This window comes from Streptococcus infantis, assembly GCF_047464615.1.
In the GTDB taxonomy this organism is placed as follows: domain Bacteria; phylum Bacillota; class Bacilli; order Lactobacillales; family Streptococcaceae; genus Streptococcus; species Streptococcus infantis_Y.
Genome location: NZ_JASHBO010000005.1, coordinates 1 through 25,660, shown reverse-complemented (window position 1 = coordinate 25,660; position 25,660 = coordinate 1). Strand labels below are relative to the sequence as shown.

The 25,660-nt window shown below is 37.4% G+C and carries 31 protein-coding genes and 1 pseudogene; 27 read left to right on the top strand and 5 right to left on the bottom strand.

Translation table 11 applies throughout. The features are described 5' to 3' along the window. Positions 1-18: 18 nt before the first annotated feature. Positions 19-864, bottom strand: a complete 846-nt coding sequence (locus QM450_RS03850) for a MurR/RpiR family transcriptional regulator (protein ID WP_414317604.1) — start codon at positions 862-864, stop codon at positions 19-21. 174 nt (positions 865-1,038) lie between these two features. Between QM450_RS03850 and pbp2b the strand changes: the two genes are divergently transcribed. From pbp2b to rpsI, 8 genes are all read left to right on the top strand, one after another. Further along, entirely contained in the window at positions 1,039-3,096 is a 2,058-nt protein-coding gene (pbp2b, locus tag QM450_RS03845) for a penicillin-binding protein PBP2B (protein WP_414319715.1), read from the top strand. 10 nt (positions 3,097-3,106) lie between these two features. After that, positions 3,107-3,703, top strand: a complete 597-nt coding sequence (gene recR, locus QM450_RS03840; RefSeq protein ID WP_315639846.1) for a recombination mediator RecR — start codon at positions 3,107-3,109, stop codon at positions 3,701-3,703. 175 nt (positions 3,704-3,878) lie between these two features. Continuing rightward, the gene (locus QM450_RS03835; RefSeq protein WP_414319714.1) at positions 3,879-4,922 is read left to right on the top strand and encodes a D-alanine--D-alanine ligase; all 1,044 of its coding nucleotides are present in this window, start codon (positions 3,879-3,881) and stop codon (positions 4,920-4,922) included. A gap of 53 nt (positions 4,923-4,975) precedes the next feature. Then, positions 4,976-6,349 (top strand): UDP-N-acetylmuramoyl-tripeptide--D-alanyl-D-alanine ligase, encoded by a 1,374-nt coding sequence (locus QM450_RS03830; RefSeq protein ID WP_414319713.1) that lies wholly within the window; start codon positions 4,976-4,978, stop codon positions 6,347-6,349. Further along, the gene (locus QM450_RS03825) at positions 6,336-6,947 is read left to right on the top strand and encodes an NUDIX hydrolase (RefSeq protein WP_414319712.1); all 612 of its coding nucleotides are present in this window, start codon (positions 6,336-6,338) and stop codon (positions 6,945-6,947) included. Before QM450_RS03830 ends, QM450_RS03825 begins: the two co-directional genes overlap by 14 nt. A 120-nt stretch (positions 6,948-7,067) precedes the next feature. Continuing rightward, positions 7,068-7,775 (top strand): TIGR02206 family membrane protein, encoded by a 708-nt coding sequence (locus QM450_RS03820; RefSeq protein ID WP_414319711.1) that lies wholly within the window; start codon positions 7,068-7,070, stop codon positions 7,773-7,775. A 159-nt stretch (positions 7,776-7,934) separates the two neighbouring features. Further along, positions 7,935-8,381, top strand: a complete 447-nt coding sequence (gene rplM, locus QM450_RS03815) for a 50S ribosomal protein L13 (protein ID WP_001044622.1) — start codon at positions 7,935-7,937, stop codon at positions 8,379-8,381. Between the two features lie 18 nt (positions 8,382-8,399). Then, complete coding sequence (gene rpsI, locus QM450_RS03810) at positions 8,400-8,792, top strand: 30S ribosomal protein S9 (RefSeq protein ID WP_000075973.1); 393 nt, start codon at positions 8,400-8,402, stop codon at positions 8,790-8,792. A 131-nt stretch (positions 8,793-8,923) separates the two neighbouring features. On the opposite strand, the gene QM450_RS03805 is transcribed toward rpsI, so the two are convergent. Together QM450_RS03805 and QM450_RS03800 are read right to left on the bottom strand one after the other, a co-directional pair. Beyond that, positions 8,924-10,078, bottom strand: coding sequence for a tyrosine-type recombinase/integrase (locus QM450_RS03805; RefSeq protein WP_414319710.1), 1,155 nt, complete (start codon positions 10,076-10,078; stop codon positions 8,924-8,926). Positions 10,079-10,129: 51 nt separating this feature from the next. Then, on the bottom strand, positions 10,130-10,648 hold the full coding sequence (locus tag QM450_RS03800; protein ID WP_000181350.1) for a helix-turn-helix domain-containing protein: 519 nt from the start codon (positions 10,646-10,648) through the stop codon (positions 10,130-10,132). 147 nt (positions 10,649-10,795) lie between these two features. Between QM450_RS03800 and QM450_RS03795 the strand changes: the two genes are divergently transcribed. The 4 genes from QM450_RS03795 (at position 10,796) to QM450_RS03780 (ending at position 12,792) form a co-directional block, all read left to right on the top strand. After that, entirely contained in the window at positions 10,796-11,077 is a 282-nt protein-coding gene (locus QM450_RS03795; RefSeq protein WP_000005472.1) for a hypothetical protein, read from the top strand. Positions 11,078-11,085: 8 nt separating this feature from the next. After that, the gene (locus tag QM450_RS03790) at positions 11,086-11,925 is read left to right on the top strand and encodes a phage replisome organizer N-terminal domain-containing protein (protein ID WP_001014727.1); all 840 of its coding nucleotides are present in this window, start codon (positions 11,086-11,088) and stop codon (positions 11,923-11,925) included. A gap of 359 nt (positions 11,926-12,284) precedes the next feature. Continuing rightward, positions 12,285-12,617: a hypothetical protein gene (locus QM450_RS03785; protein ID WP_414319709.1), complete on the top strand. Its 333-nt coding sequence runs from the start codon at positions 12,285-12,287 to the stop codon at positions 12,615-12,617. Beyond that, entirely contained in the window at positions 12,598-12,792 is a 195-nt protein-coding gene (locus QM450_RS03780; RefSeq protein WP_000469564.1) for a hypothetical protein, read from the top strand. The genes QM450_RS03785 and QM450_RS03780 overlap by 20 nt, the downstream gene beginning before the upstream one ends. 460 nt (positions 12,793-13,252) lie before the next feature. Here QM450_RS03780 and QM450_RS03775 read toward each other — a convergent pair. Both QM450_RS03775 and QM450_RS03770 read right to left on the bottom strand, forming a co-directional pair. Next, positions 13,253-13,630: pseudogene (locus QM450_RS03775) on the bottom strand (hypothetical protein). A gap of 251 nt (positions 13,631-13,881) precedes the next feature. After that, positions 13,882-14,055: a FanG protein gene (locus QM450_RS03770; protein WP_071788300.1), complete on the bottom strand. Its 174-nt coding sequence runs from the start codon at positions 14,053-14,055 to the stop codon at positions 13,882-13,884. 28 nt (positions 14,056-14,083) lie between these two features. Between QM450_RS03770 and QM450_RS03765 the strand changes: the two genes are divergently transcribed. The 15 genes from QM450_RS03765 (at position 14,084) to QM450_RS03695 (ending at position 25,496) form a co-directional block, all read left to right on the top strand. After that, positions 14,084-14,698 carry a CadD family cadmium resistance transporter gene (locus tag QM450_RS03765; protein ID WP_000615750.1) on the top strand — a complete coding sequence of 205 codons (615 nt, stop codon included), beginning with the start codon at positions 14,084-14,086 and terminating at the stop codon, positions 14,696-14,698. 11 nt (positions 14,699-14,709) lie between these two features. Next, positions 14,710-15,048 carry a Cd(II)/Zn(II)-sensing metalloregulatory transcriptional regulator CadX gene (gene cadX, locus QM450_RS03760; protein ID WP_000711088.1) on the top strand — a complete coding sequence of 113 codons (339 nt, stop codon included), beginning with the start codon at positions 14,710-14,712 and terminating at the stop codon, positions 15,046-15,048. A 708-nt stretch (positions 15,049-15,756) separates the two neighbouring features. Further along, a complete protein-coding gene (locus QM450_RS03755; RefSeq protein WP_414319708.1) occupies positions 15,757-16,269 on the top strand; it encodes a hypothetical protein in 513 nt (170 codons plus the stop codon). Between the two features lie 25 nt (positions 16,270-16,294). Next, positions 16,295-16,501: a hypothetical protein gene (locus QM450_RS03750; protein ID WP_414284306.1), complete on the top strand. Its 207-nt coding sequence runs from the start codon at positions 16,295-16,297 to the stop codon at positions 16,499-16,501. Positions 16,502-16,674: 173 nt separating this feature from the next. Next, positions 16,675-17,214: a T6SS immunity protein Tdi1 domain-containing protein gene (locus QM450_RS03745; RefSeq protein WP_414319707.1), complete on the top strand. Its 540-nt coding sequence runs from the start codon at positions 16,675-16,677 to the stop codon at positions 17,212-17,214. A gap of 150 nt (positions 17,215-17,364) precedes the next feature. Next, complete coding sequence (locus QM450_RS03740; protein WP_414319706.1) at positions 17,365-17,880, top strand: hypothetical protein; 516 nt, start codon at positions 17,365-17,367, stop codon at positions 17,878-17,880. Positions 17,881-18,130: 250 nt separating this feature from the next. Beyond that, positions 18,131-18,448, top strand: a complete 318-nt coding sequence (locus QM450_RS03735; RefSeq protein WP_414319705.1) for a hypothetical protein — start codon at positions 18,131-18,133, stop codon at positions 18,446-18,448. A gap of 111 nt (positions 18,449-18,559) precedes the next feature. After that, complete coding sequence (locus tag QM450_RS03730) at positions 18,560-18,820, top strand: hypothetical protein (protein WP_414319704.1); 261 nt, start codon at positions 18,560-18,562, stop codon at positions 18,818-18,820. Positions 18,821-18,937: 117 nt separating this feature from the next. Next, positions 18,938-19,501, top strand: coding sequence for a hypothetical protein (locus tag QM450_RS03725; protein ID WP_414319703.1), 564 nt, complete (start codon positions 18,938-18,940; stop codon positions 19,499-19,501). Positions 19,502-19,890: 389 nt separating this feature from the next. Next, positions 19,891-20,403 (top strand): GNAT family N-acetyltransferase, encoded by a 513-nt coding sequence (locus tag QM450_RS03720; protein ID WP_414319702.1) that lies wholly within the window; start codon positions 19,891-19,893, stop codon positions 20,401-20,403. A gap of 660 nt (positions 20,404-21,063) precedes the next feature. Continuing rightward, positions 21,064-21,513, top strand: a complete 450-nt coding sequence (locus QM450_RS03715; protein ID WP_414319701.1) for a MarR family winged helix-turn-helix transcriptional regulator — start codon at positions 21,064-21,066, stop codon at positions 21,511-21,513. 3 nt (positions 21,514-21,516) lie between these two features. Further along, a complete protein-coding gene (locus tag QM450_RS03710) occupies positions 21,517-22,281 on the top strand; it encodes an ester cyclase (protein WP_414319700.1) in 765 nt (254 codons plus the stop codon). A gap of 13 nt (positions 22,282-22,294) precedes the next feature. Continuing rightward, entirely contained in the window at positions 22,295-23,254 is a 960-nt protein-coding gene (locus QM450_RS03705) for a zinc-binding dehydrogenase (RefSeq protein ID WP_414319699.1), read from the top strand. Then, positions 23,255-23,983 (top strand): ATP-binding cassette domain-containing protein, encoded by a 729-nt coding sequence (locus QM450_RS03700; RefSeq protein WP_414319698.1) that lies wholly within the window; start codon positions 23,255-23,257, stop codon positions 23,981-23,983. After that, positions 23,976-25,496 (top strand): ABC transporter permease/substrate-binding protein, encoded by a 1,521-nt coding sequence (locus QM450_RS03695; RefSeq protein WP_414319697.1) that lies wholly within the window; start codon positions 23,976-23,978, stop codon positions 25,494-25,496. Before QM450_RS03700 ends, QM450_RS03695 begins: the two co-directional genes overlap by 8 nt. Positions 25,497-25,660 lie beyond the last annotated feature (164 nt).

The window sequence follows — 25,660 nt, the reverse complement described above, 5'->3', positions numbered from 1 at the left end:
CTTGAAAGGGATGAAGGCTTATCTAGATCTTCTATTTCTACGATAGCCATTTAGTTTTTTATTTTCCCAATAACTGTTAAAGATTTTTTCTTTACTCTCACGGTCAATTTCTAGGAAATAAGCATAGAGTAGATCAATTAAGATCAACATAGGAAGTTGGGCAGAAATGCGTTGAATATAGGAAGCCTGACTCTGACTTGCTACCAGTACAGTTTCTGTAAATTCCTGAGTTTCCTTGCTAGGCGTGCTAGTAAAAAGAATAGTTTTAGCCCCCGTATCTTGAGCGTCTAGTAGACTGTCGATGATGGATGGAGTTGTTCCTGAAAGGGAGAAACCAAAGACCAAACATTTTTCGTCGATGATACTAGTTGTCCAGGCGAATCCATCTGGATCTGTCAAAGCCTCACAAACGACACCTAGTCTCATGAAACGTAATTTCATCTCACGCGCAACGAGTCCAGAACTTCCCGTACCAAAAAAATAGACGCGTTCTGATTGATCAATCATTTGGGCAATGCGCTCCAGTTGGTCATCATCAATCAATTCTTGTGTCATTTCTCGGATGTTTGTATAGCTCCTCAAGACTCTTTGGGTCAAAGGATTCATATCCTGTTGTGGGACTGAAAGGTTGTCAATTTGTTGTAGGTATTTGAAAATGAACTCTCGATAACCCGTAAAGCCACATTTTTTGGCAAAGCGAGTGAGAGCGGCCTGTGAAATATGAAGTTTTTGAGTGACCTGCTGAGAAGACAAGTCATCATGAATGGTATCTGCCTGCAAAAAATAGCGGGCAATCTCTTGCTCTAAATCGGTCATTTCTTCAAAGTGAAGATCAATAATCGTAGAGATGTCTTGCTTGTTCATGGGACTCCTTTGTAGTTATTGGTTAAAATTTTTATCAATGAAATCTATAAAATAGCGCTTACTTTAATTATACCACAGTTGCTTTGTTTTTTGGATAAAAAGGAAAAGTCTTTTCTTTTTCCATAATTTTCTCTTTAAATTATGGTACAATGAAGAGTAAGATTTTGATTAGAAATGAGACTGCTTTGTATGAGAAAATTCAACAGCCATTCGATACCGACTCGGCTTAATTTATTGTTTGCAATCGTTATTTTGCTCTTCATGACCATCATTGGTCGCTTGCTCTATATGCAATTCGTAAATAAGGATTTCTATGAAGCCAAGTTAGCGTCTGCTAGCCAAACTAGGGTAACAACGGGTTCTGCTCGTGGAGAAATCTATGACGCGGCTGGAAAACCCTTGGTAGAAAATACCGTCAAACAAGTCGTGGCTTTCACACGAAGTAATAAGATGACGGCTACAGATTTAAAGGATATTTCTACTAAACTTTTAACGTATGTAACAGTTTCCTCTCCAAATTTGACAGAACGTCAGATGGCTGACTATTATCTAGCTGATCCAGCAGTTTATAAAAAAACGGTAGAGGCCTTACCCAAAGATAAGCGTTTTGATTCTGATGGTAATCAACTTTCTGAATCGGATCTCTATAACAATGCTGTTGAGAGTGTTACCTCTAGCCAAACTAATTATACAGAGGATGAAAAGAAGACTATTTATCTCTTTAGTCAGCTCAATGCAGTTGGAAATTTTGCAACAGGCAATATAAAAACGGATCCCTTAAGCGATACTCAGGTCGCTCAAATTGCTTCTGCCTCTAAAGAGTTACCTGGGATTAGCATCTCGACTTCGTGGGATCGCAAGGTTCTTGAAACCTCTCTGGCCTCTATCGTAGGAAGTGTTTCAAGTGAAAAATCAGGCCTTCCAGCTGAGGAAGTAGATGCCTATCTTAAAAAAGGTTATTCTCTCAATGACCGTGTTGGAACCTCTTACCTTGAGAAACAATATGAGGAAGTCCTACAAGGGAAACGTACTGTTAAGGAAATTCATCTCGACAAACATGGAGATATGGAAAGTGTAGAAAATATTGAGGAAGGTAGCAAGGGTAAAAATATCAAATTGACCATTGATTTGGCCTTCCAGGATAGTGTAGATAGCCTTCTGAAAAGCTATTTTAATTCTGAACTTGCTAACGGAGGTGCCCAATATTCGGAAGGTGTCTATGCGGTTGCCCTCAATCCTAAGACAGGGGCTGTTCTAGCGATGTCAGGAATCAAGCACAATCTTGAATCTGGTGAATTGAATCCAGACTCACTCGGAACTGTCACCAATGTCTTTGTTCCAGGGTCTGTTGTTAAGGCTGCAACCATCAGTTCAGGTTGGGAAAATGGAGTCTTGTCTGGCAACCAAACCTTGACAGACCAACCAATTGTCTTTCAAGGTTCTGCACCAATTAATTCTTGGTATACCCTTTCTTACGGTTCCTTCCCGATTACAGCTGTTGAGGCTTTGGAATATTCATCTAATACCTACATGGTTCAAACTGCCCTCGGAATCATGGGGCAAACCTATCAGCCTAATATGACAGTAGGAACCAGCAATCTTGAGTCTGCTATGGCGAAATTACGTTCAACCTTTGGTGAATACGGTCTGGGAGCTTCTACAGGAATTGATCTACCAGAAGAGTCAACAGGATTTATCCCTAAAGATTATGATTTGGCGAATTATCTAAATAACGCCTTTGGACAGTTCGATAACTATACCCCGATGCAGCTAGCTCAGTATGTAGCAACTATTGCCAATAATGGTGTTCGCTTGGCTCCTCGTATAGTAGAGGGAGTCTATGATAATAATGAGCAAGGTGGTTTAGGAAGTTTGATTCAGCAAACAGCTAGTACCGAAATGAATAAAATCAATATTTCCGAATCTGACATGTCCATCCTACAACAAGGTTTTTACCAAGTATCACACGGAACTAGTGCCCTTACGACAGGTCGTGCCTTTTCAAATGGGGCAACAGTCTCTATCAGTGGTAAGACTGGTACAGCCGAAAGTTATGTCAATGGTGGTCAGAAGGCTAATAATACCAACGCAGTAGCCTATGCCCCAACCGATAATCCTCAGATTGCAGTTGCAGTTGTCTTCCCCCACAATACTAACCTAACCAACGGTGTCGGTCCATCTATTGCTCGCGATATTATCAATCTTTACAACCAACACCATCCAATGAACTAGAAAGGAAGCCATGCTTTACCCAACACCTATTGCTAAGCTGATTGACAGCTATTCTAAACTTCCAGGTATCGGGATTAAGACAGCGACCCGACTGGCCTTTTATACCATTGGGATGTCAGATGATGACGTCAATGAATTCGCAAAAAATCTCCTTGCGGCTAAGCGAGAATTGACCTATTGCTCTGTTTGTGGACGTCTGACGGATGATGATCCTTGTTCCATCTGTACTGATCCTAGCCGTGACCAATCAACTATCTTGGTTTTGGAGGATAGTCGCGATGTCGCTGCTATGGAAAATATCCAAGAATACCATGGACTATATCATGTCTTACACGGTTTGATTTCCCCTATGAATGGGATTAGTCCTGACGATATCAATCTCAAAAGTCTCATGACACGTCTCATGGATAGCGAGGTTTCAGAGGTCATTGTAGCCACCAATGCGACAGCTGATGGTGAGGCGACTTCTATGTATATCTCTCGACTTCTTAAACCTGCAGGGATCAAGGTTACTCGTCTAGCACGAGGTCTAGCAGTGGGAGCTGATATCGAGTATGCGGATGAAGTAACACTTTTAAGAGCCATCGAAAATCGTACCGAACTCTAGTCTATGAGGTTCAATCGCTAAATAATTAGCTAGCAGGTATAAAATTTTAAGAACACAGAGACTGGACCATTTTTCTTCTAGTCTCTTTTCTTGTTTTTTGCTGTACAAGTTTAAAAAAAGAGACAAATGTGATATACTAAAGGACGAGTATTCTATTAGAATTGGAACAAATCATATGAAACAAACAATTATTCTATTATATGGTGGACGCAGTGCAGAACGTGAAGTGTCTGTCTTGTCAGCTGAGAGTGTCATGCGTGCGGTCAACTATGATCGTTTTGCAGTCAAAACCTTCTTTATCAGCCAGTCCGGTGATTTCATCAAAACCCAAGAATTTACCCAAACTCCTGGACAAGATGAACGTCTCATGACCAATGAAACGATTGATTGGGACAAGAAAATTGCTCCAAGTGCCATCTACGAAGAAGGCGCAGTTGTTTTTCCAGTTCTTCATGGACCTATGGGAGAAGACGGTTCTGTTCAAGGTTTCCTAGAAGTCTTGAAAATGCCTTATGTCGGTTGTAACATTCTATCTTCAAGCCTTGCCATGGATAAAATCACAACTAAGCGCGTTTTGGAGTCTGCTGGGATTGCCCAAGTCCCTTACGTAGCGATTGTTGAAGGTGATGATTTGACTTCTAAGATTGCTGAAGTTGAAGACAAATTAACCTATCCAGTCTTTACCAAGCCATCAAATATGGGTTCTAGTGTAGGGATTTCTAAGTCTGAAAATAAAGAAGAACTCCATCAAGCTTTAGAGCTTGCCTTCAAGTACGATAGTCGTGTCTTGGTAGAACAAGGAGTCAACGCGCGTGAAATCGAGGTTGGTCTCTTAGGGAACTATGATGTTAAGAGCACGCTACCTGGTGAAGTTGTCAAAGACGTAGCCTTCTACGACTACGATGCCAAATATATCGATAACAAGATTACTATGGATATCCCAGCCAAGATTAGTGATGATGTAGTAGCAGTCATGCGTAAAAATGCAGAAACTGCCTTCCGTGCTATTGGTGGGCTTGGTCTATCACGTTGCGATTTCTTCTATACAGATAAGGGAGAAGTTTTCCTAAACGAGCTTAACACTATGCCTGGATTTACCCAATGGTCTATGTATCCATTGCTTTGGGACAATATGGGGATTAGCTATCCAGAACTAATTGAGCGTTTGGTTGACCTTGCTAAAGAAAGTTTTAACAAGCGTGAAGCACACCTATTATAAAGACAGCTATAAGGGCGGGGAAGGACTCCTTGTCCCTTTTTAAAGGAGTAAACATGAAACTTACGATTCACGAAGTTGCGCGTGTTGTCGATTCAAAAAATGATGTAACTAGCTATGTGGATAGCCCACTAGTCAAGGCAGAATTTGATAGCCGTTTGATTGGACCTGGTGATTTATTTGTGCCACTCAAGGGGGCGCGTGATGGTCATGACTTTATCGAGACAGCTTTTGAAAATGGCGCAGCTTTAACCTTATCAGAGAAAGAAGTAGAAGGTCATCCTTATATCTTGGTAGAAGATGTTTTGACAGCCTTTCAAAATCTTGCGGCCTATTACCTTCAAAAGATTGGTGTCGATGTCTTTGCTGTCACAGGTTCAAATGGGAAGACTACGACCAAGGATATGTTGGCTCATTTGCTTTCTACAAGCTACAAAACCTACAAAACACAAGGGAACTACAATAATGAGATTGGCCTTCCCTACACGGTTCTCCATATGCCGGATGATACCGAAAAGCTGGTCTTGGAAATGGGACAGGATCACCTAGGAGACATCCATCTCTTATCTGAACTAGCTCATCCAAAGACAGCTATCGTGACCTTGGTAGGAGAAGCTCATTTGGCCTTCTTCAAGGACCGTTCTGAAATTGCCAAAGGGAAATTGCAAATCGCTGATGGGATGGAGCAGGGTGCCTTGCTTTTAGCACCAGCTGATCCCATTGTAGAGAATTATCTACCTGCTGACCAAAAAGTAGTTCGTTTTGGTCCAGGTGCAGAACTCGAAATTACAGAATTGATTGAGCGTAAGGATAGTTTAACCTTCAAGGCTAATTTCTTGGAGCAGGCTCTCGACTTGCCAGTGACTGGTAAGTATAATGCGACTAATGCTATGATTGCATCTTATGTTGCCCTGCAAGAAGGAGTGACTGAGGAGCAGATTGGTCAAGCCTTCCAAAATCTTGAATTGACTCGCAATCGTACCGAGTGGAAAAAAGCAGCCAACGGTGCGGATATCTTGTCAGATGTTTACAATGCCAATCCGACTGCTATGAAGCTCATCCTTGAAACATTTTCAGCCATCCCAGCCAATGAAGGTGGTAAGAAAATCGCAGTTCTGGCAGATATGAAAGAACTTGGAGACCAGTCTGTTCAACTCCACAATCAAATGATTTTGAGCATTACACCCGATGTCCTTGATACTGTTATTTTTTACGGTGAAGACATTGCTGAATTGGCTCAACTAGCCAGTCAAATGTTCCCAATCGGTCATGTGTACTACTTCAAGAAAACAGTTGAGGAAGACCAGTTTGAAGCCATGGTTAAGCAGGTCAAGGAAAGTCTTGGCGCACATGACCAGATTCTGCTTAAAGGTTCGAACTCTATGAATCTAGCCAAGCTAGTAGAAAGCCTAGAAAATGAGCACAACTGATTTCGCCAAAGCTATTCAGAGAATGTTAGCTATCACTGATACTGGGTTGACCTATTCCAAGGATCCTTATGACCGTGAACGTTATGAGGATTTACGTCAGATTTTATGGAGTGTCTTGCAGGATCAAACAGAGCTCGATCAAGAGGAATTGACTGCAATTTTTCAGCCGTCAGGTAGCTATGCAACTCCCTTGATGGATGTAAGGGCTTGGATTGTTCAAGATCAGAAGATTTGTTTGGTTAGAGGGCAAGGAGAGGATACTTGGGCATTACCTGGTGGCTTTGGTGAAGTAGGTTATTCGCCTAAGGAAAATATCCGAAAAGAAGTTCAGGAAGAAACAGGCTTTTCGGCAGAAGTAGGCTCTTTATTGGCAGTTTTTGATACCAACCGCTTTCAACTTCAGAACAAACAGTATGCCAAGTTCGTCTTTGACTGTCAGTTATTGGATGGACAATTTCAAGAAAATCAAGAAATTGCAGAACTTGAATTTTTTGATATCAAGAATTTCCCACCCCTATCTGAAAAACGAATAACCCAAGAACAAATGGAAATTCTATGGCAGGTCTATCAGGGTGAGCGGGAACAATATGTCGATTAGAAGCTTTGTTTTATATTAAGATCGACAGTTTCTTTTACACAAAATTATAAGAAATAAATGTAAGCTAGGCTCTATAAAAATCAGTAAGAGATTGGCTTATATGAAAATGAGGAAAGTTACATGAATCTTTTGGAAGCTTTATTTAGTACGCAGCCGACGGAGCCACCCCAGTTTGACCTTCTTTGGTATGGAAGTCTATTTACCTTATTAGCATTGACTGTGTTTCTTGCCTATCGTTATGGTGAGAAAAAGGCCTGTCAGCGATTTTTCCAGATTTTACAGGCGGTACAGCTAATCCTGCTCTACGGATGGTATTTAGTAAATCAGATGCCTCTAACTGAAAGTCTACCCCTTTATCATTGCCGTTTGGCTATGTTTGTAGTGCTTTTGACCCCAGGTGTCTCTAGAGTCAAACAGTATTTTGCTGTATTGGGAACCTTTGGAACTTTGGCAGCTTTTATTTATCCAGTGCCAGATCCCTATCCCTTCCCCCACATTGCCATCCTGTCCTTTATTTTCGGACACCTAGCCCTCCTTGGAAATTCCTTGATTTATCTCCTGAAGGACTACGATGCTAGTTTACTGGATTTCAAACGAATCCTAATTATCACGTTTTCGCTCAATGCTTTGATTTTCATGGTCAATTTAGTAACAGGTGGAGATTATGGCTTTTTGACAAAACCGCCATTGGTTGGAGACCACGGTCGTTTGATCAATTATCTAGTGGTTACGCTATTCCTGACTTGTGCCATTTATTTAGTCTCTAAAATTTTTCAGACAATCCTTCAGGAACAGGAAGAAAAAAGATTGAGAATCTGGCAGAAATAAAAAAATATTTTCCCAATCTCTTGACTTTTATCTGAGAATTTTGATACAATAGTAGACGGTATTGTTTACCCCATTTGTAAGGCCCCGGAACCTTTCAAATAACTTGCGGACCGGAACATCCGCCCTGTAAACAAAAACGATATTCATATAGGAGAAATCATGAACAAAACTACATTCATGGCTAAACCAGGCCAAGTAGAACGCAAATGGTACGTTGTTGACGCAACTGATGTACCTCTTGGACGCCTTTCAGCAGTTGTTGCTAGCGTACTTCGCGGAAAAAACAAACCAACATTCACACCACACACTGATACAGGTGACTTCGTAATCGTTATCAATGCTGAAAAAGTTAAATTGACTGGTAAAAAAGCATCTGATAAGATCTACTACACTCACTCAAACCACCCAGGTGGATTGAAATCAATCTCTGCTGGTGAACTTCGTTCTAAAAATGCAGTTCGTTTGATCGAGAAATCAGTTAAAGGTATGCTTCCACACAATACTCTTGGCCGCGCTCAAGGTATGAAATTGAAAGTATTCGTTGGAGCAGAGCACACTCACGCTGCACAACAACCAGAAGTTCTTGATATTTCAGGACTTATCTAAGGAAAGGAACAATAAAGTATGTCACAAGCACAATATGCAGGTACTGGACGTCGTAAAAACGCTGTTGCACGCGTTCGCCTTGTTCCAGGAACTGGTAAAATCACTGTTAACAAAAAAGATGTTGAAGAGTACATCCCACACGCTGACCTTCGTCTTGTAATCAACCAACCATTCGCAGTTACTTCAACTGTAGGTTCATACGACGTTTTCGTTAACGTTGTAGGTGGTGGATACGCTGGTCAATCAGGAGCTATCCGTCACGGTATCGCTCGTGCCCTTCTTCAAGTAGACCCAGACTTCCGCGATTCATTGAAACGCGCAGGACTTCTTACACGTGACTCACGTAAAGTTGAACGTAAGAAACCAGGTCTTAAGAAAGCTCGTAAAGCATCACAATTCTCAAAACGTTAATCAATACGATTATATCAACGTTTCAAAGCACTTTGCAAAAATTTTGCAAAGTGCTTTTTTGTCGATTTTTGAGCTCAAATAGCTTTGTGATAACCTTCTGATAACCTCTTCTAAATTTTTAAAATCATGATTTATTTTGCTTTATTGAGATAGTCTGCAAATTTGTCAATAGAGTTTTTCTCACCAGTTTTTGTGGTGTGAGTATAGACATCTAATGTCACCTGACTGCTTGCATGACCGAGACGTTTTGATGTATTAGAAGGATCGATTCCAATTTCAGACATAAGTGTTGCATGTGTATGTCTAAACCCATGTGGGCTAATTGGTTTTAATTTATGCTTTTTAATAATTCGATTCAGTACGTTATTAATGTAATCAGCATGCAAAGGTTCAATTTTGTCATTACTTGATATGTAAGAGAACATATATTCATCACTAATATTCAGCTTTGTAAGAGGAAGCTGAGATTGTTCTTTCAGATAGAAATTTCTCCATTGCTTAATAATATCGATTGTCTCATCATCAAGATAGATTGTACGAACTGAAGATTCATTCTTTGTGCTCTTTTCAATCGCTTTACCGTCAATTCTTCCTAGACTTTTATCTATGTTCAATAGATTGCTGTCAAAGTTAATATCAGCCCATTTTAAAGCGTATAACTCCCCTTTTCGTAGTCCACTAAATGCAAGCAGTCTAAATAAAGCAAAATGTTTAAATGGCTCGGTTTCTTTCACTATATCAAGGAAATGATGTAATTCCTCCAGTGACCAAAAATTATCTGATCTAGTTTTTTTGATTTTAGGCATGATAACATTCTTCATTGGATTTCGATCAATGTAGTTCATGTTGATTGCAAAATCAAAAATTTTTGAGGTATAGGATTTTATCTGTTTGATATTTTTGAAAGTCTGAGATTTTTGTGTAATAAAGTTTTGACAGTCTAAAGGACTAATTTGGTCAATAAATTTATCGCCAAATATTGGTAGAATATGTATTCGATAGATATTCTTAGTTTGGGAAGAAGTTGTTTCTTCAACGGTACCAACATAGGCATTAAACCATTCTTGATAAAGTTCTTTATAAGTGACTTTGGGGTTAGGTTTGTCGGTACTTACTGTGGGGGCAACGACACCAGCTTCTAAACGAGCTTCGTACAATTTTGCCTCTTTTTTGGTTTTGAACCCTCTCTTTAAGTGCCTTTTTTTCTTTCTATAAGCATCTAAGCCAATGTAAAAGCTGACATAGTATAGGATTCCTTTTTTTGTTTTGTATTTGTGTATAGACATTTTTTCTCCGTATCTAAGTTTTCGGAGCTTATGTAATTGAGAAATGAGTGTCTATCTATTTTTTCTATCTTCTTGGCGGATAGCGTATTCGTCTGTTTTAATCCAGCTCTGCCAAACTTTAGAATCTTTATTTTGGTGATTCATATAATCTATAAACTCAGACATAAAACGTTTGTTTTTCTCAGCTAGATATTCTGAGAATATATGACGAAATTCATCTGAAAAACTATCATCAAGTGGTAGTGTTAATGCCCTTTCGCCAAATTCGATGCTCTTCTTTAACTTCTCCATATCGCTTTTAAAAGGTGTCACAGAACCAATTTTAGATGTTTTGAAACTATCTGTAACAATTTTAAGATTTGATGGAGCGTGTGGGTTGCTATCAAGTCCCATAATGTAAGCGACGGAAACATTAAAGTATTTTGCCAATTTTTCAGCATTATCTTTTTTAGGTTTGCGGATTCCTTGATTGTATCCAGAAAGTGTAGGATAGGCTATATTTGTAGCTTCGCTAATTTCTGTCAATTTTTTTCCGCTATTTTCTATCAGTTTAGTAATATGATTCGTCATAAGAACCTCCTTTTTATCATTATAACACATTTTATTCTTTTTGAATAAAAAAGCTTGACAAAAATTCAAAAAGGATATATAATTCAAAATGAATAACAAATTAAATGGTTTCGGAGCTTATTTAATTTAGAAATGAGGAGTGAATTTATGTCGGAAACTACTTTAGTTGTCCAGCTTCCTAAAGAATTAGAGAAGCAATTACGTGCTCACTATGATGAGATGATTTCAAATGCTGTAGCAAGAGTATTTGAAGATAAAGAACTTTATAAACCTATGGTTCGTATGTCAGGTTTGTCTAGGTGGTTAGATGTATCTACGACAACAATCCAAAAATGGACGAAAGAAGGAATGCCAACCATGGTGATTGATGGAGTGACTTTATACGATAAAAGAGCAGTAACACGATGGTTGAAGCAATATGAAAGATAGGTACTCGTATGAATGGTGTTCAGTGGATCAAGATAACAACAGATATATTTGATGATGAAAAAATTCAGCTAATAGAATCAATGCCAGAAGGAGATACTCTTATTGTAATATGGTTTAAAATTCTGGTGCTTGCAGGAAAGCAAAATAATAGTGGCATATTAAGTCTAGGGAACAAGGTTTATTACACAGAAGAGATGCTTTCAACAGTGTTTAGGCGAAAGGCTACATCTGTAAAATTAGCTCTCAGCATGTTTGAAGAATTTGGCATGATAGAAATTATAGATGGCGCTATTACCATTCCAAAATGGGAGAAACATCAGAATATAGATGGACTAGAAAAGATTAGAAAACAAACTAGGGAACGTGTTGCTCGTCATAGACAAAAACAAAAAGCACTAATTACAGGCGAGCCACAACTCGTTTTAGACTGTAACGTTACAGTAACGGATGAAAATGATAATGTAACGCAAGAGATTAAGAACAAGAGTAAGAATAAGAAAGAGATTGAGAATATACTGGATAATAGTTCTAGAAAGCCTGAAACTTATATTCCACCCAAATATTATTCTTTGTTAGAATCCATTTCTTATAAGTACAATGATAGATTTTTGTATCCTAACAATTACACTTTAACACATGCTCAGAAGATGAAGATAGGCGAGTATTTGGCTAGTGGGTATGTAACTAGTGATGAAGTCATTAGCATGATTGAACGGATTCCTGAGGATGCGACGTCTCCTTTGGCGTATTTATTTAAGTCTATGGAGAATTTAAAGCAGGAACGTATGCTGGAGTGCAAAGCTATTGCCCATGAAAATGCCCGAAAGAAGTATATGATAAATGAGTAGATATAGGACTGTTCTAAAGAAATGTTACATCACTGAGGAGCAAAATGAAATAGTGAATAACTTGATTGAAATGACAAATCATCTAAGTTTTTCCTCTTATGCCAGAAAAATGTTATTTAAGAGCTCGCCTATTTATCTTCAATTTGATTTTGAATCTTATCATGACTTTATATTTCAAGTTAGAAGAATTATCAATAACTTACGTCAGTTAGAAAGAATAGCAGAACAAAGTGAGGATTTGGATAATGTAAGGATATTTCACTACTGCGTTGAGCTGATGATAGAATATGAAAAGAAGACAAGTAAACAAGTGAAAGAACTTGTAAAACGACTAAATAAGAAAACGAGGTGATAGGACCATGAGAATAAAATCTGTGTTGAAACAGGTGTTTTTGACGGAAGAAGAAAATAAAAAATTAAATGATTGTATGAGGAAGGAAAATATTCGTAATTTTTCTGAGTTTGCTAGACAAAAATTAATACGAACAGATTTGAACATCCAAAAAGTCTCTTTTGAAGGTTTAGTTCCTTTAACAGAAGAGTTGGAACAAGTCGGAAAGAATATCAATTCTATAGCCCGTCTTGCAACTGTAGTTGGGAGAATAAGCTATGAAAACAAAATGGATATGTCTATTTTGATGCAAAAAATAGTTGATATGATGGAGGAAAAAGATGTTTATTTTCAAAAGTAATATGGATAAGGATTTTGATCAGATATGTGAATACATATTGAAATTAAAGCGAGCAGAATTATTTCTTCATGGAATTAAACAACAAGATAAAACGAAGGCTCGTTTGTATCATGCGATGCTGGAATACTATGATGCTAACCATAAAAAAGAAAGACATATGAGAATTTTAAAATAAGGAAACGCTGTTAAAAATTTTGCAGCGTTTTTTATATATCTTCTTAAAATATTTGTACACACAAATGACAGTCAAATTGATTTTTGGGATTATTTTATCGAGAAGGAAAGATTTCTCATAATATGACTTTGCGAGCTCAGAGTCTGTATACACACACTCCCAAAATCATCCTAAAATTTGTATACACAAAGTGTATGTACTTTTTGGGATGATTTGAATTTTGGGGAATCCCCAAACCCCTGATGAATTATACGAGCAAAAAAATTTGGGAGTAAGTTTTAGAAAGAACTATTCTAAAGTATTTAAAATCTGACTTTAAGTAAATTTTTTATTATGTGACTATTAGCCTGTCTCACTCCGCTAGGTGCGAGACAAAAAAATACCCGCTATGCGGGTGTGTACTGACCCCCAAAAGTTAGACAGAAAAAATCTAACTTTTGGGGTCAGTACAAAAGCGTTTTTATTGTATAAAGAATATCAAATAGTTTGAGGGTTTTACTTGTCGCTGTATTTCTTCACTATCCTTTTTGTAATACTCCTGCTTTGTTCCTGAAATATCTACAGTGAATACGTCATCCTTGAAGGTATAATTCTCTTTTCGGTTTATGATATTAGAGCCAGTCGGTTCGATTGTTGCACTGTCTTTATCAATTGTAAAGGTGTCGGCCTCTCCTTTGTTGCTATTTCCTTTGTTACCTGAAATGGTAAAGGCAACTTCATTTCTACTCTCGTTTATTCAACGGTATTCGCCATCTAAAGAATTGCTTGATTGGTTAGAGCATGCAATTAATAAAATTGTAGATAGAGACACTAAAAGTAATGTGATAAATCTTTTCATTTACATACTTTTTATTTCTATATTATATTAAAGAAACATTACATAAGTAAGACAGTAATTTTTTAGGTTGATCTCTTTCTTTCGGGAAAATCATTATGTTTCGGAAAGTCAAGATTTTGTTATTATTTATGATATACTGGTACCGTAATTATATCCTTACAGAGGTTAAGTAAGGGTTTCAGTACACGTCAATAGATGTCAAAATATTGATTTTAAGCGATTTTTGATTTTTGGAAACTCATTATATCGCACTACAAATCAATAAAAACTGTACCTTTTTTAGATAAATATATTATCTGGATATTGAAGTTAAGCCCTGCTGTCATTTCGATGGCAGGGCTTTTTAATATTTGGTACACTAACTTCTTATCTATATTTTGGTGGATTTTAAGTTGACATCTACAAAGTTTAATGTTAGAATACATTCAAAAATATATTTGAATGAGGTATTTTATGATTCAAAATGTTGTTACTTCAATAATCCTGTATTCTGGGACAGCCGTAGACTTACTTATTATCCTAATGTTATTTTTTGCCAAAAGAAAAAGCAGAAAAGACATCATTAACATCTATTTAGGACAATTTCTAGGCTCTGTTAGTCTAATATTGCTAAGTTTGCTTTTTGCATTTGTCTTAAATTATATTCCTAGTAAAGAGATTTTAGGTTTACTCGGTTTGATTCCAATTTTCCTAGGTCTCAAAGTTTTGCTTTTAGGAGATTCTGATGGAGAAGCTATTGCCAAAGAAGGTTTGCGCAAAGATAATAAAAACCTGATATTTCTAGTCGCTATGATTACTTTTGCAAGTTGTGGTGCTGACAATATTGGTGTCTTTGTTCCATATTTTACTACCTTAAATTTAGCAAATTTGATAGTAGCTTTACTTACCTTTCTAGTCATGATTTATCTCTTGGTTTTTTCTGCCCAAAAATTGGCACAAGTCTCTTCTGTTGGAGAAATTTTGGAAAAATATAGCAGATGGTTTATTGCCGTTGTTTATTTAGGATTGGGGATATATATCCTGATTGAAAATAACAGTTTTGACATACTATGGACTATATTAGGCTAGGAGAAAATATTATGAAAAAAGATAGTATCTGCCAAGTGAATGTTATAAATCAGCAAAATATTACAACCGCAACGAACTACCTTGAAAAGGAAAAAGTCCAAAAATCACTTCGCATTTTAACAAAATTTACCGATAATAAACAGATAAATATCATCTTCTATCTTCTTGCTGTTGAAGAACTCTGTGTCTGTGATATAGCCTGTTTACTAAATCTCAGTATGGCATCTACTTCCCACCATCTTCGTAAACTAGCCAATCAAAACATCTTGGGCACTAGAAGAGAGGGGAAAATTATATATTATTTTATAAAAGATGAGGAAATCAGGGATTTTTTTAATCAACTAGGATAACAACTATTTTTACTACTTTTCCATGATTCTAGGGAGCTACTCTATGAAATTTTTTGATGAAAATTACTCACAAGAAATAATATATAGAACTGTTTAAATATCTTCAGGATAGAAAAAGAAATTGTCCAGGCACGAAGAAACTGTATATTTGTTGCTAAACTGTACATCATCTTTATGATACAGTATTTCGTATTTCTCAACTACATAAGCTCCGAAAACTAAAATGTGATAACCCTTTGATAACCTCTCGATTTTCAAAAGGATTATATATGTAAATATTGAGGATTTATCTCTTAAAATTACTTGATTTTAGTGATAATTTACCATAAATATCATAATGTAGAAAAAACCAGGTCTTAAGAAAGCTCGTAAAGCATCACAATTTAGTAAACGTTAATTCGAGAGAATTACTGTACTTACAAAGAGCACCTTTCAGGGTGTTCTTTTTTAAATTTTCTTACTAAATTGGTGCAATTGACACCATTGTTGCGACTTTAGTCGCTTACAAATGAACAAAGTCAGTTGCCTCAAAACCTTAATCAATACGATACTATTGATATTTAAGGATTTTCTCTTGGATGTTTTTTTGGTGTCTGAACTTGACTATGTATGAGAAAGATATTATGATAGTCAGGACGGCAGTTTATTAAGGCAGTGACTGAAGGCCTAAGTGGCCAAATAGTTTGAGTTCCTACGGTTGATGTGTTTATGACGAAGCTGACGGCAGGGGATTTACTAGTCACGAGGCCACGTAAGGATGTAATTCCTGTTCAGCAACTAGCATTGCCTGGGCCGACTAGTAAGCCACTTACCTTGCTAGAACCAGATCCTGTGTTAGCTTTACCAGCGCCTAAAGTTACATCTAAACCGGATTTTTATGTATCGCCTGATGGCAGAATTTTGTCATCAACGGCCTATCGTTATATGGATTCTAAGTATGCTGAACAGACAATGAGGACTATGGAAGTCCCTAGAAGTTACATCGGTTTATCTAAATTTGATTTAGCTAGTAAGATGCAAGATGCTTATCAAATATCTCCTGCTTGGAGTAATGCGAAGCTTCGTGGAGAGTTCGATACACTTCAGATAATGGATAATGTGTATGTTCCTAAGGAAGCCGGAGATACAGGAAAAGTTTTGGAGCCAATCACATCTTATTATCCCGAATATGGGAAAGGAGGCTATCCACAATTGAAAACTAATTCGGTAATTGAATTTTAAAAAGTGGATCTTATAGGTGACTAATATGAATTATGATGATGTTAAAGAAAAATTATGTAATATTATTATTAAATACATTGATAATCCAGACATACGTTTACAAATGTTAGAGCAAGCAAAGTCTGTTAATACTGTGAGAGGTGTGCTCTATAGTTTAGACAAAGAAAAAAACGGAGATTTAACTCAAGAGGAGATTGATTTTTGTAAAGATTTATTTTTTTACTTCGGTTAAAAATAAAATTTTCTAGAGTTTGGGATAGATTCTACGATAATTTCGCTATAGTCTAAAAATTTTACAGCAATTACTATTAAAGATAATGTTGTGGATGAAATCGTTAGAACCACACCTTATGAAGACTTAAATAAAATTTACTTAAATGTTAAATTACAATACTAGGAGAAAAAATGAACTTACAATTTACCAAATATGCAGCGATGCCAGAAGAAGTCATTGAAAAGTATGCCCCAAAAGTTCCAGATGAATTAGTGGAATTGTGGAAACAATATGGACTGGGCTTTTTACTTGATGGTTATCTAAAAATTATCAATCCAGAAGAATATATAGAATTTGTGCAAAAGACCTATTTTAGAGGTGATTTATCTATTCCTATTTTTATAACTGCATTTGGGGACATTATCACTCTGGAGGAAAGAGACTATCTGAGAATTGTAGAATACAAGGAGGAAAATTTCACCACTATTTTAGAAGATATGTACTATTTTCTAGAAGATTTAAAGGATGAAGAGTTGTTAAAGGATTATTTTGATATTCCTTTTTATGAAAAATCGGTTAAGGAGTATGGGAACTTGGATTACAATCAATTCTTTGGCTTTGTTCCTCTTCTTGTACTTGGAGGAAAAAGGGATTTAGTCAATATTGACAAGGTTGGCATAAAAGAACATTTAGACCTCATTACCCAGATTACAGGTGGTGTGGGATTTTAGGATTTGGAATCAAGGATAGTAATCTAGGGGAACTAAACCTACGAGCGCTGGTGATGATTCAAAAGATAATACTTGGTCAAGGGATGATCGCTGGCTACTTCAGATGCTCATACTGGATGAAGTGCTAGAAATTTTAAGCTAGTGGTTGATATGGCTACAAAACCTATTGCCCATTTTAATTTTAGAAGGCGATTATATATGTTTAAAATTACAAAAGAATATGATATGAACTATAGACGATTAGTTTATAGACCAGAAGAATATAGTTTTGATTCCATACCTCTAAAAAATTCTGATTACTACATATTATTTGACACACTCCAACTTGGCTTTGATTCAGAGAACAATGCGTGCGTACAAATTTTTGGATTTTTTCCTCAGATAGTACAAGCAGAAGAAAGAGATGTTCTCATTCCTAACTCGAATAAAGGGAGTGTTATTCTATTATTGGATGAATGCCAGTTAGATTTAGGGGATAGTATTCGATTCGTACAATCAGATAGTTGGGTAAGTTATTATTCACCAAGCAAAGGATATACTTATTTTGGTAAGGAAAAATTATCAGATTCAGTAGAGTATGTTGAGTTTTATCCAGATTGTATTGCAGCGTTAAATGAGAAGGGCGATATAGAAGCTTTTTGGCTAAAGGTTAATTTTGAAGAGTAGTATAATGACTATTTTAGAATAGCTAATGATAAACGATAGCAATTCGTACCTCATTTCATTTATCCAGTAAGTATATCTGATTAGATAGGGACTCAGTTTTGAAATCAATACCTTGTTTGAATCCTCAAAGGAGATTGTTAGTAGTTGCGCGATAGTGACTTGGTGCTAGGATGAACCTTGTAGTTGAGTCAATTTAAAACAAGATTATCTGCAAGTGAAGGCAGAATTCCTTTGACTGGAGGTAAATAAAATGACTTTTGAAGATTTAAGAGAACTCTTACTCTCGATAGCTGAAGAAGATGCTATTATTTCGACCTTATTTTCGTTTTTTATTAAAAATAAAGGGTATTCGCCTCAGATATTGGAAGAGATTATTTTTTATGGAGTGGTGATAGGTTGGTTTGAAATTATTAATGTAGAAAATGATAATATTCCTTATACGGATATCGAGTGGAGAATGGATAATGTCTTTCAAGAAGTCGTTTTTTGCGATAATGATTTTGCTGTAAAGACTTTATTTATACAAGAAGGTGAAATTCCAGAATTATTCAGGAAATTTATCTTATAACAGGAGCAATCTTCATTTGTCAAAGAAAGAATTTTGATAACTTGAATCTCCAGCTTATGCGATAAGGAAGTTCAACATACCCCTAATAAAAATAGAAAAATGAGATGAAGTATGATAGATCAGCAAGCAATATTTTTGCAAGAACTAAAAATCATCCAGGAACAAGCTGTAAATATGAATCTCCATCAAAGTGATTTAACTAAAGAAGAACTGCTCTTTAATGTCAGTTATGATACTTTGGTTTTGACGATGGAATTGTTGGATGGCTATCGTAACATGAACTTGGAGTTATCTGATAAAGAGAGCAAGGAAGTCTTAAATAAGAATATACAATTACATGATGGGCTTGTTGATTTTTTGAAGTCATTCTAGTCTGGTTGTAAGGAGAACTGCAGCTTTCATAACTATATCCATGTGATGTATGTGGAGTTCTGATACCGAAAGTTGTAAGAGAGCTACTTCAATACGGGGAGATGTCGGAGGAGAAAAATGGTTGGAGATCTTTTGAAAATCGATAGGATTAAGATGCTATTGCTCGAGAATGGCGTTTCTTTGGAACCAGGTCTAAGTGATGAAGAAATACAAAAAGTCGAGATGATATATGAAATTGAATTTCCTGAGCAGTGGTTGGCAGTTTATCAACAATTGTTGCCTATTTCAGAAGGTTTTTATAACTGGAGAGATTTTTCGGCTGAAAATATAGAACATATGAAACGGAACCTAGCTGCTCCTTATGAAGGAATTTTGGAGAGTTTGGATGAACTGGTGTGGGATGCCTCTTGGGGGAACGAGCCAACTGCACTCTTGGACAGAAATGTTCAAATCAGGAAAATGTTAGAAGCAGCACCTCGCTTAATCCCCTTATATGGGCATCGATTTCTTCCTAATTATGAGAATCAGGAGATGCCTATTTTATCAGTAGTGGATTTAGATATTATTTATTATGGCAAAGACTTATACGATTATTTTGAGATTGAATTTGGAAATAGAAAACTTTCTCTGTCTTTAAAAGACTATAAGCCAGTACCCTTCTGGACGAGTGATTTTTATTAAATGTTTTTACAAAGATAACTGGTCGCACCCTTGAAAACTTTATCTTACTTTGCAAATGTGCTAATCCCGCGATTGGAATTTCTAGATGTCAAGTTAGAGTTTGAACTGTAACTAAATGCCAGGATAAGCGTCGCATTTGTTCTGATAGGAAAGCCTGTATCGCTTGCGCGTTAGTGCTTTTTAAATAGCTTCCATAGGTGTTCCAACCTGTTTAGTAAGATGTTGGAATTTATGAGGACCTTGATGGATATTATTTTTCTTCATAGTATGTGGTGTTATAATGTAGATACGATATGAAAAAATTAAGATAGCTCTGTAAATTCTGTAAATGTCACTTTGTGTGAACATGAGTAAATTTGAGTTTAGAGAATGATAGGAAATGGTTTAGAATGATAAGTTTAGAGTTGATGTCTGAAGAAAATAGCATAGATGTTTATTCTTTTGAAAAAGAAAATCGGGAGTATTTTGAGCGAAGTTTACCTCCTAGACCAGCTCACTATTTTGACTCAGAAGGTTTTAAAGAAATTACAAGGGAATTGTTAAGGGAACAAGAGAGCCATGATGTCTATATGCATCTTATTAGAGATGCACAAGGTACTATGGTCGGAAGAATCAATTTAAGTGTCTTAGAGGATGATCGAAAAACAGCAGAACTTGGATATAGGATTGGAGAAAATGTTACTAATTTAGGATATGCCAGCGAAGCGGTTAAACTCGTTTTAGAAAAAGCCTTTACTACTTATGGTTTACATAAGATTATCGCAGGAACGGCAAGGGATAATCTGGCTTCTCAGAGAGTGCTTTTAAAAAACGGTTTCACCTTTAGTAAAATCATAGAAAATGACTTTCAAATGCATAACGAGTGGATTCATACGGCAGTATTTGAAATAAGGAATCTATAGCATCATCATTACCAGTCGTTTGCCAAAACTCAACATTCCCAGTAGACATTCGTCTACTTTTATACGGAAAATATAGTAGAATGAATCTAGAACAGTACACCAAGACTGCTAAAAATGTTTTGGAATCTATATTGTACTACTCTAAGTTCAATACACTATAGCATTCTTTGTTCTTGTTTTTAGTTTTCTATCGTCATGATTTCAAGCCAATTTGTATCTATAATATCTCTTTATTAGCCTTGTTTCTTATCAAACTCTTTAATCCTCATCTTAAGACGAATATTCTATCTGCCAGTTTTGCTACGGGGGTTAATATTCTATTAAATGCTTTAATTTTCTTTTATCTTTATTTTTTTAATTAAGGAATCTTAGTTTTAGTCTTTTCTTACTCTTTTGTTTACTGTATTTTATAAAAATTTTTATCATTCCTTTATGCTTGGTTTCTAGCCAAAATTCTAAGTATGATCCTTATCTAGTCCATAGTACTCTCTTTGAGAGGAATGCTTCTGATGTGATTCATGTTTGATTTTATAAAAATGATGACTTTCTACTTTTGGGTAGGAAGTTTTTTATTATTTCTATATCGAAACAGTTGACAGGTGTAATCAAAAACGTTACAATAATTTCAGAAAGTTCCATATAGAATAAAAAGGAGACAAAATGGATAAGATGTTAGGTGGCTATCAATCTCTACAGATTCGATTGTTGAATGGGCGAATCTTTCAAAAACTCTTGAGCAAGGAACCAGATGCCCAATACAGAAGTGAGCAGGGAAAAATTTTAACAATCTTGTGGAAGCAAGAGTTGGGTTGTGCTACTGCGACCGATATCGCTCTTGCGACGGGTCTAGCCAATAATACATTGACCAGTATGGTTAAGAAATTAGAAGAACAGGGTTTGGTTGCGATTAAGCCTTGTACACAGGATAAAAGAAAAAAATATATCTCTTTGACAGATCTCGGTTGGGCGCAAAAAGAAATTGGAGACCGTGTCAGTAAAGAACTGGGAGAGATTTTCTACCAAGGTTTTTCAGATCAAGAAATCCGAGAATTTGAAGCTTATCAAGAGCGTATTATCACTAATTTAAAGAAAAAAGAAAACGAGGAATAAATCATGTCCCTTCAATCCCAAAATGCACAAAATCTATATATTCATGCTATTCAAGATGGGCGTGTAGCAGAAGCGCAGGCGAGCTCTGTAGGGGATACCTATATCCAACACTCGACAGGAGTGCCGGATGGGAAAGAAGGATTCGCTGCTTTCTTTGTAGATTTTTTCAAACGCCATCCAGAACGTGAGATTAAGATTGTTCGGACTATTGAAGATGGAAATCTAGTCTTTGTTCATGTCCACCAATATCTGAACGGTGGAGAAGCCCAATGGGTGACGACAGATACCTTCCGTGCAGATGAAAATGGTCGCATCGTTGAGCATTGGGACGTTATTGACTACTATCGCACACCTGAAAATGGCCAACTAGACCAAATCTTTGGAGACTTTGAGATCAAGGATTTGGACAAGACAGTGGAAAATAAAAAGCTGGTCCGTCGTTTCTTGACAGAAATTTTTCAAAACAAGGAGCTCGATCAATGGGAAGACTTTGTGGCAGAGGATCTGATCCAGCATAATCATGAGATTGAGCAAGGAAGCCAAGCCTATAAGGATTACGTAGGTGAGCATGATGTGACCTATGATTTTGTTTTCCAACTCTTAACGCAAGGAAATTTTGTAGTGAGTTATGGTCAGGTATTGATTGATGGCGTTGCCTATGCTCAATACGATATCTTCCGTTTAGAAAATGGAAAGATTGTTGAACATTGGGATAATAAGGAAGTGATGCCTAAGGTAGAAGACTTGACTAATAGAGGGAAGTTTTAAGAAGGAGGACCTTATGAAAGCAGTTGTGGTGAGCACTCCAGGTGGACCAGAGGTATTAGAAGTTGTCGAACTACCAAAACCAGTCCTGAAGGCAGGTTGGACCCTGGTGAAAATCCAAGGATTTGGCATCAATCACAGTGAAATTTTTACACGCAAGGGACAATCACCATCAGTAAAATTTCCTCGTGTGTTAGGGATTGAGTGTGTCGGTCTTGTGGAAGAAACGACACGACCAGATTTGAAGATTGGCCAGCAAATCATTTCCATTATGGGGGAGATGGGGCGAGCCTTTGATGGAGGATATGCAGAGTATACCCTTCTTCCAAATGAGCAAATTTATCCAATCAAGACAGAACTTGATTTGGAAAGTTTGATTGCCCTTCCGGAAACGTATTACACGGCTTTTGGCTCTTTTCTTAACCTTAAGATTGAGGAGAAAGATACGGTGTTAGTTCGCGGAGCAACCAGTGGTGTAGGAATTGCCTTTGCTAAATTGCTGAAAGGGAGATTTCCTAATATTCACCTGACAGGAACTAGCCGAAATCTAGCTAAGGAAGAGCAACTGAAAGCGGTTGGATTTGATCAGGTGATTTTGGAGAAGGATGGAGTCTTGCACACGAAAGAGCAGTTCGATAAGGTTTTGGACCTTGTTGGTCCAAGTGCTATTCTCGATACTTTTGCGCGGACAGCAGAAGGCGGAATTATCTGTTCTTGTGGGCTACTGGGTGGTCAGTGGACTGTTCCAGACTTTGATCCGATCGAGATGCTCTATCGCAATCTCTACTTGACGACCTTTGTTTCTGGCAATGTGTCTCAAGACAAGCTTCAGGCTTTGGTAGATTTTGTCGAGCAGTATCATGTAGATGTAGGACCTGAAAAAGTTTATAAGATTGACCAAATTCAGGAAGCGCATGCTTATCTGGAAGGAAGCCATTCTTTTGGCAAAGTGATCGTGAAAAATGAGGTAGATTAAATGATTGAATACAAACATGTAGCCTTGCGCTACACGGATAAAAATATTTTAAAAGATGTCAATCTCCGCATTGAAAATGGAGAATTCATGGTACTAGTGGGTCCTTCAGGATCTGGGAAGACCACTATGCTTAAATTGATTAATCGTCTTTTGGAGCCAACAGATGGTGATATCTACATGGATGGGAAGCGTATCAAGGACTATGAGGTGCGTGAACTCCGTCTCAGTACCGGCTATGTCCTCCAAGCCATTGCCTTATTTCCTAACTTGACGGTTGCGGAAAATATAGCTCTCATTCCTGAGATGAAGGGCTGGAGCAAGGAGCAAATCACCTCTAAAACCGAAGAACTCTTGAACAAGGTGGGGCTACCTGCTGCAGAGTATGCCCATCGTTTACCAAGCGAGTTATCTGGTGGGGAGCAACAGCGGATTGGCATTGTGCGCGCCATCATTGGGGAACCAAAAATTCTATTGATGGATGAGCCTTTTTCAGCCTTGGATGCCATCTCTCGCAAGCAGTTGCAGGCTCTCACCAAAGACTTGCACAAAGAGTTCGGCATGACGACCATTTTCGTAACACATGATACGGACGAGGCCTTAAAATTAGGGGATCGAATTGCAGTTTTGCAGGATGGAGAAATTCGCCAGGTGGCAGAACCTGAAACAATTTTACAAGCGCCTGCGACAGACTTTGTAGCAAACTTGTTTGGAGGTAGCCTTCATGTCTAATTTCATTTCAACTTTTCAGGAGCGTTTTAGTGAATGGTTAACTGCTCTGGGGCAACACTTACAATTATCTCTTTTGACCTTATTGGTCGCTATTTTTCTGACTATCCCACTTGCTGTTTATCTAAATGGTCATAAAAAAGCAGCGAACTGGGTGCTACAAGTTGCAGGCATCTTCCAGACCATTCCCTCAATGGCTTTGTTGGGTCTCTTTATTCCTTTCATGGGGATTGGAACCTTACCAGCTCTCACAGCTCTTGTCATCTATGCTATTTTTCCGATTTTGGAAAATACAATCACAGCCTTGAACGGCATTGATCCTAATCTTGAGGAGGCGGGGATTGCTTTTGGTATGACCAAGTGGGAGCGACTTAAGAAGTTTGAAATTCCACTTGCAATGCCTGTTATTGTATCAGGAGTTCGCACAGCAACTGTTATGATTATTGGGACAGCGACTCTAGCTGCCCTTGTGGGAGCTGGAGGATTAGGCTCTTTTATCCTTTTGGGTATTGATCGTCGGAATGCTAGTCTCATTTTAATCGGGGCTATTTCATCAGCTATTTTAGCCATTCTCTTTAATAGCATTCTCAAATGGTTGGAAAAGGCAAAGTTGCGTACGATTGTTGCAGCCTTTGCTGTCATGGTCCTTGGCTTGGGAGCTAGTTATGCTCCAAGCATCATTCCCCATAAGGAGGAAGACAATCTCGTCATTGCAGGGAAGTTGGGACCTGAGCCTGAGATTCTCATGAATATGTATAAACTTCTCATCGAGGAAAATACTGATATGACGGTGACGGTCAACCCTAACTTTGGGAAGACAGATTTCCTTTACCAAGCATTGAAAAAAGGGGATATTGATATTTATCCAGAATTTACAGGTACTATTACAGGCTCCCTCTTACAACCAGCTCCTAAAGTGAGCAATGACTCTGAAGAAGTTTATGAAGTAGCGCGTGATGGTATTAATAAACAGAATAATCTAGTCTTACTGAATCACATGGCTTATCAGAATACCTATGCCATAGCTGTGCCGAAAAAGATTGCCCAAGAATATGGACTTAAGACAATCTCAGACTTGAAAAAAGTAGAAGGACAGCTCAAGGCAGGTTTTACTCTAGAGTTTAATGACCGTGAGGATGGTTATAAAGGGTTGCAGTCTGTTTATGGATTGAATCTCAATGTGGCAACGATGGAGCCAGCCCTTCGCTACCAAGCCATCCAGTCTGGTGATTTTCAAATTACAGATGCTTACTCAACGGATGCAGAAATTGCACGCTATGATTTAGTGGTTTTAGAAGATGATCAACATCTTTTCCCTCCTTATCAAGGGGCACCACTTATGAAAGCTGAATTACTCGAAAAACATCCAGAATTGGAAGCAGTCCTCAATAAACTAGCTGGTAAAATCACTGAGAGCCAAATGAGCCAGCTGAACTATCAGGTTGGTGTGGAAGGCAAGTCTGCTGAAGAAGTAGCACGGGACTTTCTCCTTCAAGAAGGAATTCTTCAAAAATAAACGTAGAAAAGACTTTATACTAACAAAAACCCCATCTTGAACTGCACCCCAAAAGTTAGACAGAAAAAAACTAACTTTTGGGGTATTTTTATTATGAAATTAACTTATGATGATAAAGTTCAGATCTATGAACTTAGAAAGCAAGGTCAAAGCTTCAAGGAGCT

Excerpts from the sequence above, each read along its gene's own strand:
- QM450_RS03850 (WP_414317604.1), bottom strand. The coding sequence starts at position 864 with ATGAACAAGCAAGACATCTCTACGATTATTGATCTTCACTTTGAAGAA.
- pbp2b (WP_414319715.1), top strand. The coding sequence starts at position 1,039 with ATGAGACTGCTTTGTATGAGAAAATTCAACAGCCATTCGATACCGACT.
- recR (WP_315639846.1), top strand. The coding sequence starts at position 3,107 with ATGCTTTACCCAACACCTATTGCTAAGCTGATTGACAGCTATTCTAAA.
- QM450_RS03835 (WP_414319714.1), top strand. The coding sequence starts at position 3,879 with ATGAAACAAACAATTATTCTATTATATGGTGGACGCAGTGCAGAACGT.
- QM450_RS03830 (WP_414319713.1), top strand. The coding sequence starts at position 4,976 with ATGAAACTTACGATTCACGAAGTTGCGCGTGTTGTCGATTCAAAAAAT.
- QM450_RS03825 (WP_414319712.1), top strand. The coding sequence starts at position 6,336 with ATGAGCACAACTGATTTCGCCAAAGCTATTCAGAGAATGTTAGCTATC.
- QM450_RS03820 (WP_414319711.1), top strand. The coding sequence starts at position 7,068 with ATGAATCTTTTGGAAGCTTTATTTAGTACGCAGCCGACGGAGCCACCC.
- rplM (WP_001044622.1), top strand. The coding sequence starts at position 7,935 with ATGAACAAAACTACATTCATGGCTAAACCAGGCCAAGTAGAACGCAAA.
- rpsI (WP_000075973.1), top strand. The coding sequence starts at position 8,400 with ATGTCACAAGCACAATATGCAGGTACTGGACGTCGTAAAAACGCTGTT.
- QM450_RS03805 (WP_414319710.1), bottom strand. The coding sequence starts at position 10,078 with ATGTCTATACACAAATACAAAACAAAAAAAGGAATCCTATACTATGTC.
- QM450_RS03800 (WP_000181350.1), bottom strand. The coding sequence starts at position 10,648 with ATGACGAATCATATTACTAAACTGATAGAAAATAGCGGAAAAAAATTG.
- QM450_RS03795 (WP_000005472.1), top strand. The coding sequence starts at position 10,796 with ATGTCGGAAACTACTTTAGTTGTCCAGCTTCCTAAAGAATTAGAGAAG.
- QM450_RS03790 (WP_001014727.1), top strand. The coding sequence starts at position 11,086 with ATGAATGGTGTTCAGTGGATCAAGATAACAACAGATATATTTGATGAT.
- QM450_RS03785 (WP_414319709.1), top strand. The coding sequence starts at position 12,285 with ATGAGAATAAAATCTGTGTTGAAACAGGTGTTTTTGACGGAAGAAGAA.
- QM450_RS03780 (WP_000469564.1), top strand. The coding sequence starts at position 12,598 with ATGTTTATTTTCAAAAGTAATATGGATAAGGATTTTGATCAGATATGT.
- QM450_RS03770 (WP_071788300.1), bottom strand. The coding sequence starts at position 14,055 with ATGTATTCTAACATTAAACTTTGTAGATGTCAACTTAAAATCCACCAA.
- QM450_RS03765 (WP_000615750.1), top strand. The coding sequence starts at position 14,084 with ATGATTCAAAATGTTGTTACTTCAATAATCCTGTATTCTGGGACAGCC.
- cadX (WP_000711088.1), top strand. The coding sequence starts at position 14,710 with ATGAAAAAAGATAGTATCTGCCAAGTGAATGTTATAAATCAGCAAAAT.
- QM450_RS03755 (WP_414319708.1), top strand. The coding sequence starts at position 15,757 with ATGACGAAGCTGACGGCAGGGGATTTACTAGTCACGAGGCCACGTAAG.
- QM450_RS03750 (WP_414284306.1), top strand. The coding sequence starts at position 16,295 with ATGAATTATGATGATGTTAAAGAAAAATTATGTAATATTATTATTAAA.
- QM450_RS03745 (WP_414319707.1), top strand. The coding sequence starts at position 16,675 with ATGAACTTACAATTTACCAAATATGCAGCGATGCCAGAAGAAGTCATT.
- QM450_RS03740 (WP_414319706.1), top strand. The coding sequence starts at position 17,365 with ATGGCTACAAAACCTATTGCCCATTTTAATTTTAGAAGGCGATTATAT.
- QM450_RS03735 (WP_414319705.1), top strand. The coding sequence starts at position 18,131 with ATGACTTTTGAAGATTTAAGAGAACTCTTACTCTCGATAGCTGAAGAA.
- QM450_RS03730 (WP_414319704.1), top strand. The coding sequence starts at position 18,560 with ATGATAGATCAGCAAGCAATATTTTTGCAAGAACTAAAAATCATCCAG.
- QM450_RS03725 (WP_414319703.1), top strand. The coding sequence starts at position 18,938 with ATGGTTGGAGATCTTTTGAAAATCGATAGGATTAAGATGCTATTGCTC.
- QM450_RS03720 (WP_414319702.1), top strand. The coding sequence starts at position 19,891 with ATGATAAGTTTAGAGTTGATGTCTGAAGAAAATAGCATAGATGTTTAT.
- QM450_RS03715 (WP_414319701.1), top strand. The coding sequence starts at position 21,064 with ATGGATAAGATGTTAGGTGGCTATCAATCTCTACAGATTCGATTGTTG.
- QM450_RS03710 (WP_414319700.1), top strand. The coding sequence starts at position 21,517 with ATGTCCCTTCAATCCCAAAATGCACAAAATCTATATATTCATGCTATT.
- QM450_RS03705 (WP_414319699.1), top strand. The coding sequence starts at position 22,295 with ATGAAAGCAGTTGTGGTGAGCACTCCAGGTGGACCAGAGGTATTAGAA.
- QM450_RS03700 (WP_414319698.1), top strand. The coding sequence starts at position 23,255 with ATGATTGAATACAAACATGTAGCCTTGCGCTACACGGATAAAAATATT.
- QM450_RS03695 (WP_414319697.1), top strand. The coding sequence starts at position 23,976 with ATGTCTAATTTCATTTCAACTTTTCAGGAGCGTTTTAGTGAATGGTTA.